General features: G+C 47.0%; 20 protein-coding genes, 1 tRNA gene and 3 pseudogenes. 19 read left to right on the top strand and 5 right to left on the bottom strand.

All coding sequences use genetic code 11. The features are described 5' to 3' along the window. The first annotated feature begins 35 nt into the window (after positions 1–35). The 11 genes and pseudogenes from ACQ661_RS09265 to ACQ661_RS09315 all read left to right on the top strand — a co-directional run bounded on the left by ACQ661_RS09265 (position 36) and on the right by ACQ661_RS09315 (position 7527). Complete coding sequence (locus ACQ661_RS09265) at positions 36–404, top strand: hypothetical protein (RefSeq protein WP_092841983.1); 369 nt, start codon at positions 36–38, stop codon at positions 402–404. 114 nt (positions 405–518) lie between these two features. Beyond that, a complete protein-coding gene (locus ACQ661_RS09270; protein WP_153827123.1) occupies positions 519–857 on the top strand; it encodes a P-II family nitrogen regulator in 339 nt (112 codons plus the stop codon). 57 nt (positions 858–914) lie between these two features. Then, positions 915–1286 carry a cation transporter gene (locus tag ACQ661_RS09275; RefSeq protein ID WP_431668206.1) on the top strand — a complete coding sequence of 124 codons (372 nt, stop codon included), beginning with the start codon at positions 915–917 and terminating at the stop codon, positions 1284–1286. A gap of 27 nt (positions 1287–1313) precedes the next feature. Beyond that, positions 1314–1772 carry a hypothetical protein gene (locus ACQ661_RS09280; RefSeq protein WP_011234470.1) on the top strand — a complete coding sequence of 153 codons (459 nt, stop codon included), beginning with the start codon at positions 1314–1316 and terminating at the stop codon, positions 1770–1772. Positions 1773–1817: 45 nt separating this feature from the next. After that, positions 1818–2198: pseudogene (locus ACQ661_RS09285) on the top strand (IS30 family transposase); the annotation flags it as partial. Positions 2199–2210: 12 nt separating this feature from the next. After that, positions 2211–3104 (top strand): annotated as a pseudogene (locus ACQ661_RS09290) (IS3 family transposase); the annotation flags it as partial. Positions 3105–3217: 113 nt separating this feature from the next. Next, entirely contained in the window at positions 3218–5551 is a 2334-nt protein-coding gene (locus tag ACQ661_RS09295) for a heavy metal translocating P-type ATPase (RefSeq protein ID WP_110077063.1), read from the top strand. A 204-nt stretch (positions 5552–5755) separates the two neighbouring features. Then, a pseudogene (locus ACQ661_RS09300) lies at positions 5756–6523 on the top strand (HAD-IC family P-type ATPase); the annotation flags it as partial. A 37-nt stretch (positions 6524–6560) separates the two neighbouring features. Continuing rightward, positions 6561–6914 carry a cupredoxin domain-containing protein gene (locus ACQ661_RS09305; RefSeq protein ID WP_034732779.1) on the top strand — a complete coding sequence of 118 codons (354 nt, stop codon included), beginning with the start codon at positions 6561–6563 and terminating at the stop codon, positions 6912–6914. Between the two features lie 57 nt (positions 6915–6971). After that, positions 6972–7121: an IS3 family transposase gene (locus ACQ661_RS09310; RefSeq protein ID WP_416380896.1), complete on the top strand. Its 150-nt coding sequence runs from the start codon at positions 6972–6974 to the stop codon at positions 7119–7121. Further along, a complete protein-coding gene (locus ACQ661_RS09315) occupies positions 7084–7527 on the top strand; it encodes a hypothetical protein (RefSeq protein ID WP_153825492.1) in 444 nt (147 codons plus the stop codon). Before ACQ661_RS09310 ends, ACQ661_RS09315 begins: the two co-directional genes overlap by 38 nt. Before the next feature lie 249 nt (positions 7528–7776). Here the strand turns inward: ACQ661_RS09315 and ACQ661_RS09320 are convergent. Further along, positions 7777–7853 (bottom strand) — tRNA-Val (locus ACQ661_RS09320). Positions 7854–8133: 280 nt separating this feature from the next. Between ACQ661_RS09320 and ACQ661_RS09325 the strand changes: the two genes are divergently transcribed. Both ACQ661_RS09325 and ACQ661_RS09330 read left to right on the top strand, forming a co-directional pair. Continuing rightward, positions 8134–9195, top strand: a complete 1062-nt coding sequence (locus tag ACQ661_RS09325) for an RHS repeat-associated core domain-containing protein (RefSeq protein ID WP_153825493.1) — start codon at positions 8134–8136, stop codon at positions 9193–9195. Beyond that, positions 9188–9700 (top strand): hypothetical protein, encoded by a 513-nt coding sequence (locus ACQ661_RS09330; protein ID WP_153825494.1) that lies wholly within the window; start codon positions 9188–9190, stop codon positions 9698–9700. Before ACQ661_RS09325 ends, ACQ661_RS09330 begins: the two co-directional genes overlap by 8 nt. Positions 9701–9745: 45 nt before the next feature. Here ACQ661_RS09330 and ACQ661_RS09335 read toward each other — a convergent pair whose 3' ends face one another. Continuing rightward, complete coding sequence (locus ACQ661_RS09335; RefSeq protein WP_153825495.1) at positions 9746–9958, bottom strand: MBL fold metallo-hydrolase RNA specificity domain-containing protein; 213 nt, start codon at positions 9956–9958, stop codon at positions 9746–9748. Here ACQ661_RS09335 and ACQ661_RS09340 point away from each other — a divergent pair. The 5 genes from ACQ661_RS09340 (at position 9914) to ACQ661_RS09360 (ending at position 13489) form a co-directional block, all read left to right on the top strand. Further along, positions 9914–11020, top strand: a complete 1107-nt coding sequence (locus ACQ661_RS09340) for an RHS repeat domain-containing protein (protein ID WP_431668207.1) — start codon at positions 9914–9916, stop codon at positions 11018–11020. The genes ACQ661_RS09335 and ACQ661_RS09340 overlap by 45 nt on opposite strands. After that, entirely contained in the window at positions 11017–11397 is a 381-nt protein-coding gene (locus ACQ661_RS09345) for a hypothetical protein (RefSeq protein ID WP_110076908.1), read from the top strand. Before ACQ661_RS09340 ends, ACQ661_RS09345 begins: the two co-directional genes overlap by 4 nt. A 75-nt stretch (positions 11398–11472) precedes the next feature. Next, positions 11473–11757, top strand: coding sequence for a hypothetical protein (locus tag ACQ661_RS09350; RefSeq protein ID WP_110076907.1), 285 nt, complete (start codon positions 11473–11475; stop codon positions 11755–11757). A gap of 17 nt (positions 11758–11774) precedes the next feature. Beyond that, positions 11775–13115: an RHS repeat domain-containing protein gene (locus ACQ661_RS09355; protein WP_257119971.1), complete on the top strand. Its 1341-nt coding sequence runs from the start codon at positions 11775–11777 to the stop codon at positions 13113–13115. Next, the gene (locus tag ACQ661_RS09360; RefSeq protein WP_110076906.1) at positions 13115–13489 is read left to right on the top strand and encodes a hypothetical protein; all 375 of its coding nucleotides are present in this window, start codon (positions 13115–13117) and stop codon (positions 13487–13489) included. Before ACQ661_RS09355 ends, ACQ661_RS09360 begins: the two co-directional genes overlap by 1 nt. Before the next feature lie 651 nt (positions 13490–14140). Here ACQ661_RS09360 and ACQ661_RS09365 read toward each other — a convergent pair. Then, positions 14141–14458, bottom strand: coding sequence for a hypothetical protein (locus ACQ661_RS09365; RefSeq protein ID WP_110076905.1), 318 nt, complete (start codon positions 14456–14458; stop codon positions 14141–14143). Between the two features lie 136 nt (positions 14459–14594). On the opposite strand from ACQ661_RS09365, the gene ACQ661_RS09370 reads away from it, so the two are divergent. After that, entirely contained in the window at positions 14595–15050 is a 456-nt protein-coding gene (locus tag ACQ661_RS09370; RefSeq protein ID WP_153825497.1) for an RrF2 family transcriptional regulator, read from the top strand. Between the two features lie 28 nt (positions 15051–15078). On the opposite strand, the gene ACQ661_RS09375 is transcribed toward ACQ661_RS09370, so the two are convergent. Both ACQ661_RS09375 and ACQ661_RS09380 read right to left on the bottom strand, forming a co-directional pair. After that, positions 15079–16632, bottom strand: coding sequence for an AbgT family transporter (locus ACQ661_RS09375; protein ID WP_162014626.1), 1554 nt, complete (start codon positions 16630–16632; stop codon positions 15079–15081). Between the two features lie 163 nt (positions 16633–16795). Then, positions 16796–18319: a class I adenylate-forming enzyme family protein gene (locus tag ACQ661_RS09380; protein ID WP_153825498.1), complete on the bottom strand. Its 1524-nt coding sequence runs from the start codon at positions 18317–18319 to the stop codon at positions 16796–16798. Positions 18320–18326 lie beyond the last annotated feature (7 nt).

Here is an 18326-nt window from a genome sequence, read left to right on the forward strand (position 1 = left end):
ATGCTAATTTATAGCATGGCAATAGGAGCGCACATATGTTTCAAGCAAAATTTTTAGTTGTGCTTATGTTAGGAATAGTGATACAGCTATCCTTCCCAGCCGCTCCTCCTTATAACAATGCTTCCAATGTACAGCACGAAAAAAGTGTTAGCCATATGGATGTTAGCAACGAAAGCAAAGATAACTTTCATTGCGATGAAAGTGAGCAATCTATCATTGACGACTGTTATTGCTGCGTAGCTGATAAATGCTCTATGGATGAAGAGTGTAACTCTGCGAACTCACCTCTAGTATTTATTCAATTCGACACCTCGATAAACTCTCCTAGCAACTTGCCACATCCCTTGTCTTATAAAGGTGATGTGAAGCAAATACTCTTCGATATTTACTACCCTCCGAAATAGCACTACTAAATTACAACTCTAGATTTTCTCGAAATTTAAGTAACTAGACTAAACACAGTCCATAAGCTATATGTTTTAGGGCTTTTAGGGCTTTTAGGGCTTTTAGGGGGGTATATGAACCTATCTAAAATTACCGCTATTTTTGATCAACTTCGACAAGACTCAGTGGAAGAGGCTCTCATCGGCCGTGGCGTTAGCGGCTTTACGCTGTTTCCTGTGCGAGGACGGGGTTACTACTTCGATAGCTATAACGATGATCACTTAGTTGATCACGTACAGCTTGAAGTTTATGTGAACAGTGATGATGCGCGTGATGTTGCCCTCTTGGTAGTTGAAGCGGCCCATACTGGGGTATCTAACGAGGGATTAGTTTCTATCTCGCCAATCGATGAATTGTTCTGGGGTCACGATAAACGAGCAGCCACTAATAAAGAGCTTTCGTTACAAAGTTAACACCGAGCAAATGTTGCCTGAAACGTATTGGTAGTTTTAATTAACAGGACAGTATTGATGTCAAATAACGATCATAGAGCAGGAGTGCGGGAAATTAACTTAGTCAATCGCACATTAAAGCTAAACACTGAGAGTGTGAAAAAAGTTCGCGAAGCGATTAACGAAATCGATCGCTTGGTTGGTCTCGATAGCGTTGCCTATGACTCTGAGCGTAACTTGTTATTGGTAGCTTATGATGCCTCTGAAGTGGATCTCAATGTTATAGAGGAAAAGCTCAGGAAGTTTGGTGTTGAAATAAATAGTGGGTGGTGGACTCATCTGAAAGAAGAGTACTACAAGTTTATTGACCAAAATATTAAAGATAATTCGGAACATACACCGTGGAGTTGTCACAGAAGTCCGCCAGTTAACAAAAGCAAACGAAAGTAACGATTAATTATAGGTAAGGAGTAAAAAATGCAAATAGAAACAATCAAAGATGTGCTGAGTTGGACCGTTGATTTCCACAAAAACCTGAAGGAGTGTGTTACTCACTGCTCTAAACAAAACCAAGATGAACGAGCTCGGATGATTCTAAACTACGTGTCGGGTCATGAGGCTAGCTTAGAGCGAATGGTCGAAGGTTTTTTGAGTACAGCAAACCGAAATGCATTAGACACTTGGTGTTATGACTATATTGGGAAACATCCCATCGTTGAGCATGGACACTGTGATTCGCCTTTTAAAGAGTTAGATACTGATCACATTATGGAGAACATTGTAAACCATCATGAGCAAGTCATTGAGTTGTATGAACACCTATATTCCCGTGTCGATATAGACAGCGCAAAAGAGCTGTTAGAAACAGTAAAAAACGTTGAAGAAAATGAAATTAAACGAATGGTGCAAACTGCGAACCGATTTTCGGATATGTAGTTAGTGACGGTTTTATCGTTGGTACTTTACGGGAAATAGCTTGTAACTATCCTATTGAAATTAGCTGGCAAAGACGCGGAGTCGGTTTACCGGGCGCTGTTAAAAATATTTAAGCAGATGCCGGCAGAATACCGGAAATCGCTCACCTGGGATCGCGGTATGGAACTGGCTAAGCATGCTGATCTAACAAAAGAAATTGGTATACCCGTTTACTTTTGCGACCCCCAATCACCATGGCAACGAGGCACAAACGAAAATACTAATAGTTTGGTTCGGCAATACTTCCCAAGAAAAACTGATTTATCTGTTCATTCACAGGAAGTTCTTAACAACGTAGCGACCCAATTAAACGAGAGACCGAGAAAAACATTGAGCTTTATGACACCGTCACACATGATTGATAAGGGTGTTGCGTTGATGACTTGAATCTACATCAGCCTTCTTCGCGAAAGAAATAAAGTAAAGTTTGAATTCATCAAGGTCGAATCTGGCAACTACCCAATCAGGGCTCTGTGTCGGGTTATGAAGGTCAGCAAGTCGGCTTACTATGACTGGTGCAAGCGCCCGGGCAAGCTGATTGGCGCTCAAGAGCTGCAGCTTCGCCGCCGGATCAAGGAACTGTTCAAAGCGAGCAGATCCAGCTTGGGCAGCCGGAAAATGATGAAGGCACTTCGCGCGGAAGGCTTTGAAATTGGCCGATACCGGGTTCGCCGGCTTATGGATCAAATGGGCTTGAAGGTGACGCAGCGCGTGGCTTACAAAGTAACCACCAAGCGCAAACACAGCGACAGCGTAGCGGGCAATTTGCTGAATCAGAATTTCAACCCAGTGGGCCCGAATCAGATCTGGGCGGGCGATGTGACCTACTGCCGCACCGGCGAAGGCTGGATGTATCTGGCGGTTGTGATGGACCTGTATTCGCGGCGCATCGTGGGCTGGGCAATTGATAAAACGATGACCACCAGTTTGGTGCTGCGGGCTCTGATTACGGCTTACAACCTGCGCAGGCCGAGCAAGGGGCTGGTGTTCCATAGCGACCGCGGGTCGCAGTACACCAGCAAGCGGTACCGGAAGCAGCTTCAGCGTTTTGGTATGCGAGCGAGTATGGGCGACGTTGGCGCCTGCTGGGACAACGCAGTTGTTGAACGATTTTTTGGCAGCCTGAAACATGATTGGCTCTTTAAAGTGTCACAACCGACACGTGAACATATGAAAAGGGATGTGGCCGCTTACATCCGTTACTACCACCTGGAGCGACTACATTCGGCCAACGGCGGCAGGTCGCCAGTTAACCATGAATTATTGTTTAAAAATGTGTCCGGATTTAGTTGACCAGTACATCCAATGGGTTAAAGTGGTGCTGAAAAGAAGTAAATGTATGCAGTCATGAGGCTATACGCACGCGTATACGGAATTTGGCACATACCTCGAGAGGATTAGTTGTTATGAGGCAGAATCAATCAGAACATCCACACCACGTGGATCCGTCGCACACAGATGCGCCGCTCTCAGATCCCGTGTGCGGCATGCGAGTTACAGAGAATTCATCCCATCACATGGAGCATGAGGGTAAGTCTTTCTATTTTTGCAGCACCAAGTGTTTGGGTAGATTCCGTGATGACCCGGAAAAGTACCTCGATCCCACCAAGTCGGAGGAACATACAACGCCGCATGAGCCCGGCACGACGTACACTTGCCCTATGCATCCGGAGATCCTGCAAGATCACCCGGGAACCTGTCCAAAGTGTGGCATGGCTCTTGAGCCATTGATGCCCAGTCTGGATGATGATAACAATCCAGAGTTGAAAGATTTTTCACGCAGGTTCTGGTGGACGCTGCCGTTTACTGTCATCGTGACAATACTTGCTATGTTCGGCCCGCAGCTTGGCTGGTTCAGCATGAGCGTGCAAACATGGATCGAACTCGTTCTCTCAATACCGGTAGTGTTGTGGGCAGGGCAGCCATTTTTTGTACGGGGCTGGCAATCAGTAGTGAACCGCAGCCCGAACATGTGGACGCTGATAGGCCTTGGTACTGGAGCTGCGTTTATCTATAGCACTATCGCGACGATAGCACCGGGCATATTCCCTGAAACTTTCATGTCGATGGGCCGCGTTTCAGTCTATTTTGAAGCAGCAGTTGTCATTATTTCGCTGACATTGTTGGGTCAGATGCTTGAGTTGAGGGCACGCTCGAAAACATCAGCTGCCATCAAGTCCTTGCTCGGTCTGGCGCCTAAGACAGCACGGCGGATCAACAAGGATGGCACTGAGGAAGATGTGCCTTTGAATCACGTACATGAAGGTGATCGCTTGCGCGTTCGCCCTGGTGAAAAAGTCCCGGTTGACGGCACGGTAGAGGAAGGTAATAGCTCATTGGATGAGTCGATGTTGACCGGAGAGCCACTCCCCGTAAGCAAGCGGCCCGGAGACAAGGTGATTGGCGCGACGATGAATACTTCAGGCGCTCTTGTGATTCGGGCAGAGAAAGTGGGTTCTGCCACAGTGCTCTCTCAGATTGTGCAGCTCGTAGCGCAGGCGCAGCGTTCGCGCGCTCCCATGCAGCGCATGGCTGACTTGGTTGCCGGTTACTTCGTTATGGCTGTAGTGGTCATCGCCATAACAACTCTGTTCGTTTGGGGATTCTTCGGTCCGCAACCGAGCTGGGTGTACGGTTTGATAAATGCTGTTGCGGTGCTGATTATCGCTTGCCCGTGTGCGTTGGGGCTGGCCACACCCATGTCCATCATGGTGGCAACCGGCAAAGCCGCTACGCAAGGCGTGCTGTTTCGCGATGCCGCCGCGATTGAGAACTTCCGCAAAGTCGATACTCTGATTGTTGATAAAACCGGCACATTGACTGAAGGACGTCCGGCTTTTGAACAAGCAATTCCGGCAGGTGACATAACTGCCGATGAAGTACTACGTCTTGCAGCGAGCCTCGATCAAGGCAGTGAACATCCACTTGCCGACGCTATTGTGAACGCGGCGCGCGAGCGCGGCCTCACACTCAGTGCAGTCGACGATTTTGAATCAGGTAGCGGCATCGGCGTTCGTGGCCAAGTCGATAGTAAGTCGCTGGTCCTGGGCAATACAGCTCTGATGCAGCAAGACGGGATTGATGTTACCCACCTGACAAACATCGCCGACTCATTGCGCGAAAAAGGTGCGAGTGTCATGTATCTCGCCTCGGATGGCCAACTTGCAGGCCTGTTGGCTGTCTCCGACCCGATCAAACAGAGCACGCTGGAAGCAGTGCGAGATCTCCAGCAAGCGGGGATTCGTATCATCATGGCAACCGGCGATGGTATTACAACGGCTAACGCTGTTGCCAAGGAATTGGGAATCGACGAAGTGCACGGCGAAGTCAAACCTGCTGACAAGCTTGACCTCGTCACACAGCTTCAAGCTGAAGGTTGTATTGTAGCTATGGCTGGGGACGGGATTAACGATGCCCCGGCTCTCGCAAAGGCTAACGTAGGTATCGCCATGGGGACGGGTACAGACGTTGCCATGAACAGCGCTCAGGTAACCCTGGTCAAAGGCGACTTGCGTGGAATCTCCACCGCACGGCACCTTTCCGATAGTACCGTCGCTAATATGAAGCAAAATCTGGGTTTCGCGTTTATCTACAATGCGCTTGGCGTCCCGATCGCAGCCGGTGTGTTGTATCCCCTCACGGGTATTCTGCTCTCACCCATGTTCGCCGCACTCGCAATGAGTCTCAGCTCGGCATCGGTGGTTTTCAACGCTCTCCGGCTTCGTGGCTCACGCGATTGAATGGGGCGATAACCCACGGAATGATGCTCTGATAACACAAGCTGCTGAAGAACAGATGTTTCAGCAGCTTGTGCCCCCTCATCCACCATCCGTTGATTAACGAGGCATTAATCGATGCTGTTTCACCAGCGTATAGAATACCGGGATGACAATGAGTGTGAGGATAGTAAAGCTCGGGAAAGAGGAATTGAAACAACTAAAGTCTCAAACTTCAATGCGATTGCTGGCCATGGCGTGGAGGCTAAAGTAGACGGGAAGTCCCTCCTTTTTGGTAATGAAAAACTTTGACGTGAACGTCAAATTGAGCTCGGTAACTTTATTGAAAAAGCCCAAGAATTAGCAGCTGAAGCTAAGACACCAATGTACTTTGCTGTTAATAATGAATTGGCTGCAATAATTGCAGTTGCTGACCCAATAAAAGACGACTCTGTCGATGCCATTAAGCGTTTGCAGGATAACGGTGTGCGAGTCGTAATGCTTACTGGTGATAATCGCGCGACTGCACAAGCGGTTGCTGAAAAAGTAGGAATTAAAGAATTTTTTGCCGAAGTTCTGCCGGAAGAAAAATCAAAAAAGGTTCAGGAGCTGCAGATGGAAGGCGAAATTGTTGGTATGACGGGAGACGGTATTAATGATGCGCCAGCGCTAGCTATTGCCAATGTAGGCTTCGCTATTGGCACTGGGACGGACGTTGCTATTGAAAGTGCCGATATTACATTGATGCGTGGGTCGTTACATGGGCTTGCCGATGCGATCGCGGTGAGCAAGGCCACGCTGCGCAATATTAAGCAAAACTTATTTGGTGCTTTTATTTACAACGTAGGGGGTATTCCTTTTGCCGCAGGCGTTCTGTACCCGTTTTTGGGAATGCTATTGAGCCCGGTTATTGCTGGTGCAGCAATGGCTTTTTCTTCTCTTACGGTAGTGAGTAACGCTAACCGGTTACGCTTTTTCAAAGCCAAGAAACATTAACGCACCTTCTAACACTGACGCATTCAGGAGAATAAACATGTTATTCATTAATATTGCTGGTATCACTTTGATCGCGCTGATCGTCTGGTGGTTTTGGCTTTACAAGCCCCAGCAGCTGAAGCTGGGAGAAGGTGATTTGGTGATTGCCGTCGAAAACGGTATCTACTCGCCTTCGAGAATAAAAATACCTGAAGGTAAACCGGTTGAACTTAAGTTCCTGCGGAAGGATCAATCGCCTTGTTCTGAAACTTTGCTCATTCCCAAGCTAGAAATAAGTGAAACGTTGCCTTCTAACAAATTAAAGCAAATTCAAATACCAGCGCTGGAACCCGGAGAGTACGACTTTCATTGCCAGATGCAAATGTATCGGGGAAAGCTAGTTGTCGGTTAAATGGCTTAAAATGGGGGGATTACACAACAACTCGCGCAAAAAATTAAGCAGTTTTGGATAGAGAGCGGTGGTTTTCATGGCTACCGCAATATCTATATGGACTTTCGTGATGCCAACCAATATTGCGGCCGAGATCGGATCTTACGCTTAATGCAAAAAGAAGGCATCCGTGCACAGCGGGGTTATAACACGCCCAACAGAGGATGAATTAGACGAAATTACGGATGAGGAACAAGCGCTAATTATTGCGGACCAAATCCGTGAATTTAACGAAAGATCAAGCATCGGCATTGCTCAATCCATTGCTAGTCAAATGGCGGCATTGAATGATTTTGAATCATTTAAAAATAGCGTGACTGCTCAAAGTCAATGGGGTGGTGATGTGTATCGGGCATTGCAAGGTCAACTAGCATTCCTAAAAGAACATAGCGCCATAAAAGACATTATGAAAGCTCAAAGTCTATGGAATGGAGAGGCGCAGCGCGCGGCAGCAGCGTTAGAAATGGCTATACGAGATAATCCTGAAGCGCAAAAAAGTGCTGGGAAGTTGCAAGCGAAAGCTCGAAAAATCTCTAAAAAGCCACCTGATGCAGAATCAGATTCGGAAGAATGAATTAGTTGTCGAATAAACAATGCGAATTAACTTATTAGCTGCATAATTATTCATCCTTAGTTGGCAATTGTCACCAGTACATTTAAAGAATCAAAGACAGTCGCTTTTAAGGTATGAAATCAAACATGGTCACCGTTTGGTCACCATTTGGTCACAAGCCCCAATATGGTCACAAATACGCACAAAGCATCAAGCCAACCATCACGGCTGCAAGTCAATAAAATCAAGGGATTTGGAACTTTAAGAAGATGGTGCGTCCGAGTAGACTCGAACTACCGACCCCTACCATGTCAAGGTAGTGCTCTAACCAACTGAGCTACGGACGCACGTTTTGAGGCGTTCACGATTGTGAACGGGGGCTATATTAGTCATTCTGCCACGACGGTGCAAGTGGTTTCTGCCCTGTCGTTGCTCGATCGCGTAAGTTTCGACCTATTCTAGAAACCTAGCGGTATTCCGAAGCTGAACAAGCTAACCAACTAAGCTGTCCATACCACCATAAATGCTAGCGCAGCTGCTGACCGAGGAGGTGCTGAGCGATTAAGCGTACCACGTAGCTTAGTTTGAACAAACCAGCTAGACTACGACGCCTTTGGTAAACCGCGAATGCTAGATGGCTCTTTGATGGAGCCTGGGGCACGGCCGCGCCTTAAAAACTTTACTGACTATGCAGGTATCAGTAATATCGGTATCACTCGCCGCGGCTTTACCGATCACCTGCATTTGGATGATGTTGAGCTCATTCATATGAATGGTCGGGTGTACGACTATAACCTAGGTCGCTTCTTAAGCGTCGACCCGGTGATTCAAAGCCCGGGCAACAGCCAATCCTTAAACCCGTATTCCTACCTGATGAACAACCCACTGGCGGGAACCGACCCCACGGGCTATAGTGGCTGTGGGGTATCACAAATGGCGGATTCGATGTGTCCTCATATGACAGCGCTTGAAAACGCCACCACGGACATCTCATCGAAGCCGCGGCAAAACGACAGTGCGAGCAATACCGTAGGTAATGGTGCACAACCAAGTGAACTGACGGATTTAGTTCAACAGATGCAAGTTGCTGATATTGGCAGTCAAAATCAAGCGCCAGCACTGGGATACGTACTTTCTGACAGTCAGAATGACAAATCTCCAACGGATATATCCAATGATGTTTATACTAATATAAATTTTAAAGGAAAAATAAAAACAACAGTCGATGTGAAAAATAAAGCTTACACATTACAAATTAAGCTCTCAGTTGGAACAAATGATATTGAGCATGAGCTTTTGTCAGATTACATTGCCGGTATTAACGAACACTTCAATATTGAAGGTACTCACTCAAATGGGTATAAAATACTTCTAAAAACAGACGTATCTTTTAGCAAAGAGAATCCTGACTTCTACATAAACGAGTGCCCCGGATGGTGCAGCACTGCAAATTCTTTTAGAAATGCTGGTCGCGCTTCTCTCGGATCGACTTTAATAGAGCTGCGCGCACCGGCCGCAGATAGAAATACAGCTGCACATGAGTTTGGCCATATGTTAGGTCTTCTTCATCAGCATAACGATACGAAAAGTCTATTAAGTTATGCTCATGTCGAAGGGCATGAAAGAAAGCTCACAGATAACGACTTGCAAAGATTGTTTCAGCAATACAGGAAAGACGGCTATGAATAAGTATCTTCTTTTTTTATTTTTCATGCCATTTCATTTGGCAGCTTCATATGATGAAGGTATTGAGCATTTTAAATTTTCTGGAACAGGCTCTCATGAAAAAAGTCTGGTTGTTGATGGCCCATCTTTTAGCCATAAAGGACTTTGCATGAAGGATAGAGTTATATTAACGTTATATAATAATAGAGTTACATCATCAAAGCCTATTCAATTGTTTCAAGCCCAAATTGCTGGCAGCGAATGTGCTGAGTTAGATAGAGAACAAGCAGTTCTGTATCTTGGCAAGTTAGGTGATATTAATTTCGAAATTTACAATACTAAACTTTCAAAGTTGAAAAGCTGGTGTGACAATAGCGATCGAGATTTTTGTAGTGATTATAAAGTCAAGGAGTTTCACCTCGGTCTCGACGGACAAGTAAGAATTGTAGTTTTTGGAACAGGAGGGAGATCATACTCCGTTGAATTCTCTCCCGGTAAAGATGTTTTTGTTGGGCGATTATTCGACTGAATTTATGTTTAGTTGTATTTCCAGCTTGACTCGGAGTTATTGTAACTACCCCGTAATCAACCCACTTTGACGTATTGCTTCAGCCAGTACGCGCTTTGGCTCGGCCTCACCGTGAACTAAGCGTACGTCGTGCAATGGCTTTTCGGTAGTTTCTAAAAACTCCAACAACTCTTTTTGGTCGGCGTGTGCCGAATTTCGCGACCGGGCACAAGCTTGACCTTCAGTGACGAGGATGGGCAGGTCGTCGGGCGCCGGCACTATGACGCCTTTGGTAAAACGCGAATGATTGACGGCACCTTGATGGAGCCCGGAGCACGGCCACGCCTAAAGAACTTTGCTGACTATGCGGGTATCAGCAATATCGGCATCACTCGCCGCGGCTTTACCGACCACCTGCATTTGGATGACGTTGAGCTCATTCATATGAATGGTAGGGTGTACGACTATAACCTAGGGCGCTTCTTAAGCGTCGACCCGGTGATTCAAAGCCCCGGCAACAGCCAATCCTTAAACCCGTATTCGTACCTCATGAATAACCCTCTGGCGGGAACCGACCCCACGGGCTATATTGGCTGTGGGGTATCACAAATGGCGGACTCGATGTGCCCCCATATGATAGCCCTTGAAAACGTCACCACGGACACCTCATCGAAGCCGCGCCAAAACGACAGTTCGAACAATACCGTAGGTAATGGTGCGAGTGACAAAGTTGCTACCGCTCACGGACGTGGTGAAACCAGCGATTTAGCGCCGCCAGCCGAGGCTGAGGGTGGTCAGGGTGATACCAGTGGGAAGCATGGGAGTGCAGAGTCATCTGGGCTAACTGGGAAAATAGAAAAATCTGAACTTGGAAAAGACGAAGGTAGTGCGCAAAAAACATTTGATAAGGCTTATGAATTCTTCAAAGATGATGCAAGCAACATGGGCGAAGAGGTAGAGTTTAAAGATGAATACGCAATCTCTATTCGAAGTGTGTCCGACCATAATGAGACTTACGCCCCTAAATTATTTAAAAGCTTTGAAGAGGCAAACGAATATGCAGGTGAAAGTTACGGCGCTGGATACGAGAAAGTGTGGGTGTTTGGGTACCACTATGGGGGAAAATCAACTATTTATAAACCTGCAACGTTTTCTAGGCCGGGTTTCACAGGGGTGGAAAGAGCTATTGCGACATTGGCGCATGAGTCTAGGCATTACAATCCAGCTAACCTAGGTAAAGCACGTCCACATAACTCTAGGTTACAGCAGAGAGCGTTTGCGCTGGTTTCCCAACAAGCAGTTGACCGATTCAGGCGTCAAAAAGGAGTAGGCAAACAATGAAGATATTGTTTCTAGTTGCAGCTTTAACCCTAACTGCTGCATGCAATGCAGACACAAATAGATTGAAAGAATGTGGCGTTACTATAGATAAATCGTACGATGGAAAAAATGGAGAGTTTGTAGAATTTGTCGTCAATATTGATTCCAATACTAATAGCCGTAAATGCTCTGAAATTTCAGAAATTACTTTATCAAATTTTAAAACAGGTGAATGGGTAATATTCCCGTTGCCGAAAAAAGGCGCTGAAGTATCATTGAGGATTAGAAAGGCGTCCATTGATTACTCGGTTTTGAATTTAATATTTAGGTCAACAAAGATCGACGATGTCTATTTTGACGAAAAAAATTCAATAAAAATTTATCTTTCAGATTTTTGAATGTTGGCGTAGTGAGCCTCCCTAGAGGCACCCGACTACGTCACTCAACTAACTGTAAGTAGCGGTTCGTATGAAATGTCATATAAGCCTTTCACAGTGAAGCTTGATGCTTTTCCTCAAATATTTGGTTTCATGGAATTGCGCAGTCACATAATAATGAATGTAGAATTGAAAAATAAGGCAATTAAGATGATGGATAATTGTTTTGTACGAGCTAAAACCACTATCGACGTGGTAACCCCAGAGGATTGGATATTTATTACAACTGGAATGCTAAAAAGCAATAGCGATAAATATGCACCATCACCCGTGGCGGCAGCCAGTATAGCTTTACGTATGGGGCGCAGCGTGAGCGGGTGAAAGTCGTTCGAGATGGGGTGACCACCTATGAAGTCGACCACGCCTATGAAGCCAGCCCGGATGGGAGCTGGAAGGTCTATTTAAGCGCCATGGCCATTATCAGCTACAGCAATGACGATGGGCATCGCATCCGCTACCACCATAAGGACCGTCTGGGCACGAGCTTGACCTTCAGTGACGAGAATGGGCAGGTCGTCGGGCGCCGGCACTATGACGCCTTTGGTAAACCGCGAATGATTGACGGCACCTTGATGGAGCCCGGAGCACGGCCACGCCTGAAGAACTTTGCCGATTATGCGGGTATCAGCAATATCGGCATCACTCGCCGCGGCTTTACCGACCACCTGCATTTGGATGACGTTGAGCTCATTCATATGAACGGGCGGGTGTACGATTATAACCTTGGCCGGTTTATGTCGGTTGATCCATTTATTCAAAGCCCCACGAATAGCCAAAGTATTAACCCCTATTCGTATATTATGAATAACCCGTTAAGTGGGACAGATCCGACGGGATATGCAAGTTGTAGTGTAGATGATGCCGCAGGGTGCCAAGACGTTGCAGAAGATCTGGGTAAAGGCGAAACAGCCGATGTAACACAAAAGCAATCTGTCACAGGTTCCCGCATAAAACGCGATGTGAAAGTCGGCACCATGACAGGCAATGGTAATGGTACGGTTAATATTCAGATAGGCAATATGTCTGCAACAGCCGATATAGGCACACCATCAACAACTGCAAAAGGTAATAATAGTACCAATTACAATCAAATATACTCAGATACAGCCTCTACGATTGCTAATGGTGCAGCCGCTGCCATTGGTAATCTAATACCTGACATGGCAAATGGCATTGCTGATTGGACTGAAAGGTTTCTACATCAAGATTCTGGCTTTCTAGGTAGGATGGGGCAATGGGTTGATGTAGATAACGAAGTCGCACAAGGTGTGGCAAATGACTTTAGGAAAGTAGGTTCAGTTTTACTTGCAAATACCCCTCTACGTGCTAGTTCCTCAGCTTCAATGCGGTTACCGTCAGGAGGGCTATCTGGGAATATGGTTGCCCAACCCAAGCTGTTATGGGGGCGAAATGCAGAACAAATAGCTGCCATATTGACCGCTGAAGGTTATCAAGTTGCAGTAAGACAATCGACAAGGGGGTCTGGTAACGCAACAATCATCAAAGTAGGCGGACATAAGCAAGTTACACAAATTCAAGTTCATGCAGGTGGCGGCAGACATGGTGGCGCTTATTACAAAATATCGACCAGTACTCAAGGTAGAGTCTGGGTTGTTAATCCTGCAACATTCCGTGCCGACCCTAACCAAAAAGGCACAATAGTAAGTGGAGTTAATTAATGGTTAGCGAACAATTTGAATGGGCACTATTAGCATTAGCTCAACCTGCAAAAGTTCAACTTGGATTGTTTCCTGATTTTGCTAACGCGGCTGACGAGTTAGCATTAAGCTGGGAAGAAGCCTTAGAGGATACTGATTTGGATGAGCTGTCTGATAGTGCAAGAAGCGCCATCAAAGAACTTGATGACTATATGCTATCTATTAGCGGTCAAGAGAATGCTGAGCTGTGGACCAATGAATCGGTATCGAGCAGTGTTCAATGGGCGAAGATGAGAAAAATGGCTAGCAGAGTAATTAGGGAGCTTGGCTGGATAAGATCTTCTCCTCATAAGCCATTATGGGCAATTTATGTTCATGATGATGAATCTACTTAACAATACCTAAAATAAGACTCAGGATCTCTTTAGGATCCTGAGCCAACCTTCTACCCATCATCACAACTTCAGTCCTTTCAGGATGGAGTTGTATTTTGTTTTTTTAACAATTTCCCTAGAAAAAGCTATCAAGTGCGCAACCAAACCCAGTAGAACTACGCACTTGCTAGCAGCAGGTTGTGCAATCTGTGCCAGCGCCACTAACTGGTGGGGCTGGACAGACTGATCTGTTCTGCTGGCCGGGTGTGATCAGCTCTGCTGTTTGAGGCTGCTCAGTCTGCTGTTACTTTCGGAGCAACGTACGCTCAAATATCAGGTGTTTTAAGTCACGGAAATTATCCGGGATTGGTCCGTTCTGATAGAGGATGTCTGAAAGCTGTTGCATCTCGGTGTGACAGATAAAATTATAAAAGTGTTGTTCATCTTCATCCATGTCAAGGTAGTGCTCTAACCAACTGAGCTACGGACGCACATTCTGAGGCGTTCACGATTGTGAACGGGGGCTATATTAGTCATTCTGCCACACGACGGTGCAAGTGGTTTCTGCCCTGTCGTTGCTCGATCGCGTAAGTTTCGACCTATTCTAGAAACCTAGCGGTATTCCGAAGCTGAACAAGCTAACCAACTAAGCTGTCCATACCACCATATATGCTAGCGCAGTTGCTGACCGAGGAGGTGCTGAGCGATTAAGCGTACCACGTAGCTTAGTTTGAACAAACCAGCTAGAAATATCTGTAAAAAATGCAACACAGCCACTGTCATTAGTGGGAACTCGGCTTCGAGACCCCAAGCAAGATAGGCTACTACTAAGAATGCTCCCAAAAAGATAAGCATGGCGTAGTTGGCACCCGTTAGGAGGCGCTGGGCTGTTTGCTGTTGAGCGGGGCTGGGGCGATTAGCCTGATGTGCTTGGTGTGCTGCAACAGCGGTAGCAGCGGCGCTACTGAAACGAGTATCAATGGTAGTCATAGGGCACCTTGGTTGCTGTAGATCATAATAATCATCTTCAACGCATGTTTAATAAGATGCATTATGCATGCATGTTTGATGTGGATCAAGCTTTGGGTTAATATCTGCTTTGTAAATGCACCTTTACGGCGGTCTTATGCAATTAAAAAAATATACGGATTACGGTTTGCGCATCTTGATGTACTTGGCCAGCTACGAGCAGTTGGGCGAGGGGGCTAAGTTGGCAACGATAAAAGAGATTTGTGCTACGTTCGATTTGTCAGCTAATCATGTGAATAAGGTGGTGCATCATTTAGGACGGCTAAAGTTAATCGAAACTCGTCGTGGCAAAAATGGTGGGTTTTTGTTGGCGCAGGCGCCAGAGCAGATCTCGTTGGCTTTTGTGATAAGGCAGCTTGAGGGTGATGAGAAGTGGATTGAATGCGAAAATCCCTACTGCGTGGCGATGCCTGCTTGTGAGCTAAAAGGTATAGTGGCACGTGGAAAAGAGTTGTTTTACCAGTACCTTGAACAATATTCGCTAGCCAGCTTGATGGTGCAGGCGCCACAATTACGTGAGATATTCACGGTGGCGCGCGGTGAGTTAAATTAACCGGCACGCCACCTTTGTTCAAGTTTGATTAGAACCCAAGCGGGATGCCAAAGCTGAAAAACGCGACTAACAGCGCGGTCCATACCAGCATAAAGGCCAGTGAATAGGGCACCATCATGGCAATCATTTCGCCGAAGGTGAGTTGCGGATTATATTTGCGCATAAAGGCTAAGATAATACCGGCGTAACTCATCATCGGGGTGATGATATTGGTTGATGAATCCGCCACTCGGAAGGCTGCGGCGACTAAATCGGGTGTCATTTCGCTATTAACCAAGTACAGCATCGGAATAAATATTGGGCCTAACAGCATCCATTTAGAGGTGAGCCCGCCGACGAAAATATTAATGATGGCGGTAACTAGGATAAAGCCAATCAATAATAATACCGGAAAGCTTTGTAGCCCTAAGTTGGTGAGCAGGGTTGCGCCTAAGTAGGTGATGTAGGCACCAAGTCCGCTGTAACTCAGTACGCCCAGAAAGTTATAGCAAAAGAAAGTAAGTACCAAGATGTAGCCCATGGTGTCCATCTGTTTCACCATGGCTTTCACGACATCTTGCATCGAGGTAAAACGTCCGCTTGCCACACCAAAAGCAACACCCACGGCGGTAAAGACGAAAGTAATAAGCAGGATCACGTTATTCAGGTAGGGAGTAATGGTTGCGCCCTCGGCGTTTTGATAGGGTGCCAGGGGGCCCACTGCTAAGCCATAAACAGCCAGTAACGCTACCACTAGAGCAATGCCTGCGGCACGTAAACCTTTTTGTTCTTGCGCAGTGACATCAAAATCGCCGAGCTCTAATTCAGCTGGGATGGTATAGGGCTTTTGCTCGAGTCGTGGCTGCACAAATTTTAGCGTCACCCAAGCCCCTACCGCACCTAACACGAAAGTTGAAGCCAAAATGAAGTAGTAATTCATGGTGGCTGGCGTTAAAGGTTCTCCGGCTTGATTGGTGAAAGGAATCCCCTGAGCTTCGGCAAAAACTTGAGCGTTGACCCCAATAATGACATCAATCGGGGTTGCGGGAATTAAATTGGCACTAAAGCCGGCGGAAACTCCGGCAAAAGCTGCGGCCATGCCGATCAGCGGGTTTTTGTTTAAGCCTGCATAAAGTAGCCCGGCCAGCGGGATCAAGATCAAGTAACCGGCATCGGTAGCAATGGAGCTCATGATGCCAATAAAGACGAGGAATAAGGGTAACCAATTAATGGGTAAGCCGCGCGATACTTTCTTTAAGATGGCGCCAAATAATCCAGAGTGTTCTGCAATGCCTACCCCTAGCATGACGATTAAGATAACGCCAAGCACGCCGCCACCAAAACCTAACCAGTTAGTTAATAACGCATTATCAAACAGCCATACCACATTGTCGCTGGCCAGCATGTTTTTGATTTCATAGGCTATGGGTTGCCCATCGCCACCGTAGGTTGTGAAGGTTAAGCCACCGATGGCCCAGGTTAACACCAGCGCGCCGATTAGAAAGTAAATGAAGATGATAACGGGATCGGGGATGCGTTTACCAGCTCGTTCAACAAAAGCGATGAAGCCTTTATCGCTGGAGGTTGTTGGTTGTGAAGACACTGCTAGGTTCCTTAGTTGTTTTTATTAGGTATTGCGATGAGGGGCATGGTAGGAGAATTTTTCCGGGGTGTCTACGCTTTAGCTGGCACATATAGGTGGTTCTGGGGCTGGCACTTGTCCTTGCGCACGGCAGCGAAGTAACAAGCGCCAGACCAAAATAAGCTTATCTTAATTGATGCTTCAACACCTTACCGTTCGCGTTGTGGGGGAGTTCATCCATGACGGCGTAAATGCGGGGACATTTATAATCGGCGAGGCAGTTGCTCATGTGTGCACGCAAGTCAGCTTCAGTGGCGTTAGCTTTCAGTACCACGCAGGCTTTTACGGTTTCGCCCCACTGCGGGTGCGGAATACCAATAACCGCGGCTTCTAGCACCGCAGGGTGCCGGGCTAGAGCGTCTTCAACCTCGCGCGGATAGACATTTACACCGCCACAGATAATCAGATCTTTGATGCGATCTTTAACCCAGAAATAGCCGTCTTGGTCACGAATACCTATATCTCCAGTTCGGATCCAACCGTCGCTGGTGAAGACCTCTGCGGTGGCGCTGGGATTACGCCAATATTCTTGCATCAGGCCTTCTCCGCCAATGTGAATTTCGCCCGGTTCGTTCACTGCTGCGATCTTGCCATCGCTGTTGATAATTCTCATCTCGGTAAAGGCGGCGGCACGCCTGCCAACAGATCCAGCTTTGCTGGCATGCTCTTCTGGGCGTAAAAAACTGCCAGTTGGACCGGCCTCGGTTAGGCCGTAAACGCAATAAAATTGATCGCTACCAAAGGCTTCTTGTACTTGTTTTGCATGTTCTGCGGCTAACGGGCCGCCACCATAAATCCAGTGACTCATGCTGGTTAAGTCAGCTGTTTTAATAGCAGGGTGCTGTGCCGTCATCAGGTAGGCCACGGGTGCGCCAAAGAAATGGGTGGTGCGTTCTTGTGCTACTAGCTGAAGGAGCAGTTCAGGAGTAAAAGTTGGTGCGATAACATGGGTGCTGCCCATGATGGTACCGCCTACTAAGGTTAGGTTTAGCGGTGCCGAATGAGTAAATGGCATCAGCGATAACAGCCGACTATCGGGGCCGTAATGCATTTCTGTGGCGAACATCATGCCAACAAAGAGTAACGCTTGATGATGAAACAAGACCCCTTTGGGGCGGCCAGTGGTACCTGAGGTGTAGAGCAAGGTTGCGGCGGTTAATACAGCGTCTGTTGCCAACGGTTGTAATGGGTCTTGGGCGCTATCTGATGGCCCTGGCGGCAAGGTGTGGGCGATTGGCTGGCTGGCAAGAAATTCGGGCATTTGGTTAATCACCAGGCTGTTTATACCTAAGTCGCGGCAGGCTGCTAGTGCATGGGTGCTGGTTAAATCACAGGTGATCACTAAACGGGCATCTGCATCGGTGAAGATGTAGTTAAGCTCACTGGCGGTGAGTTTAACGTTAATCGGAGCGACGATGGCACCGATACGTTGGATGGCAAAATACGCCACCACAAAAGTGTAGGTATTGGGTAACACCAAACAGACCCGGTCGCCTGCGCTAATTTGGTGCTGACAAACTAAGTAGCGTGCACAGCGATCCACATCGTTATCGAGTTGCTGCCATGTTGCTCGAAGTTGGCCATCAATCACGGCTTCTTGGTTTGGGTATTTACGGGCGTTACGTGCTACGTAAGCTGGGATAATCATCGCAGGC

The organism is Pseudidiomarina sp. WS423 (assembly GCF_050750165.1).
In the GTDB taxonomy this organism is placed as follows: Bacteria; Pseudomonadota; Gammaproteobacteria; order Enterobacterales; family Alteromonadaceae; genus Pseudidiomarina; species Pseudidiomarina fusca.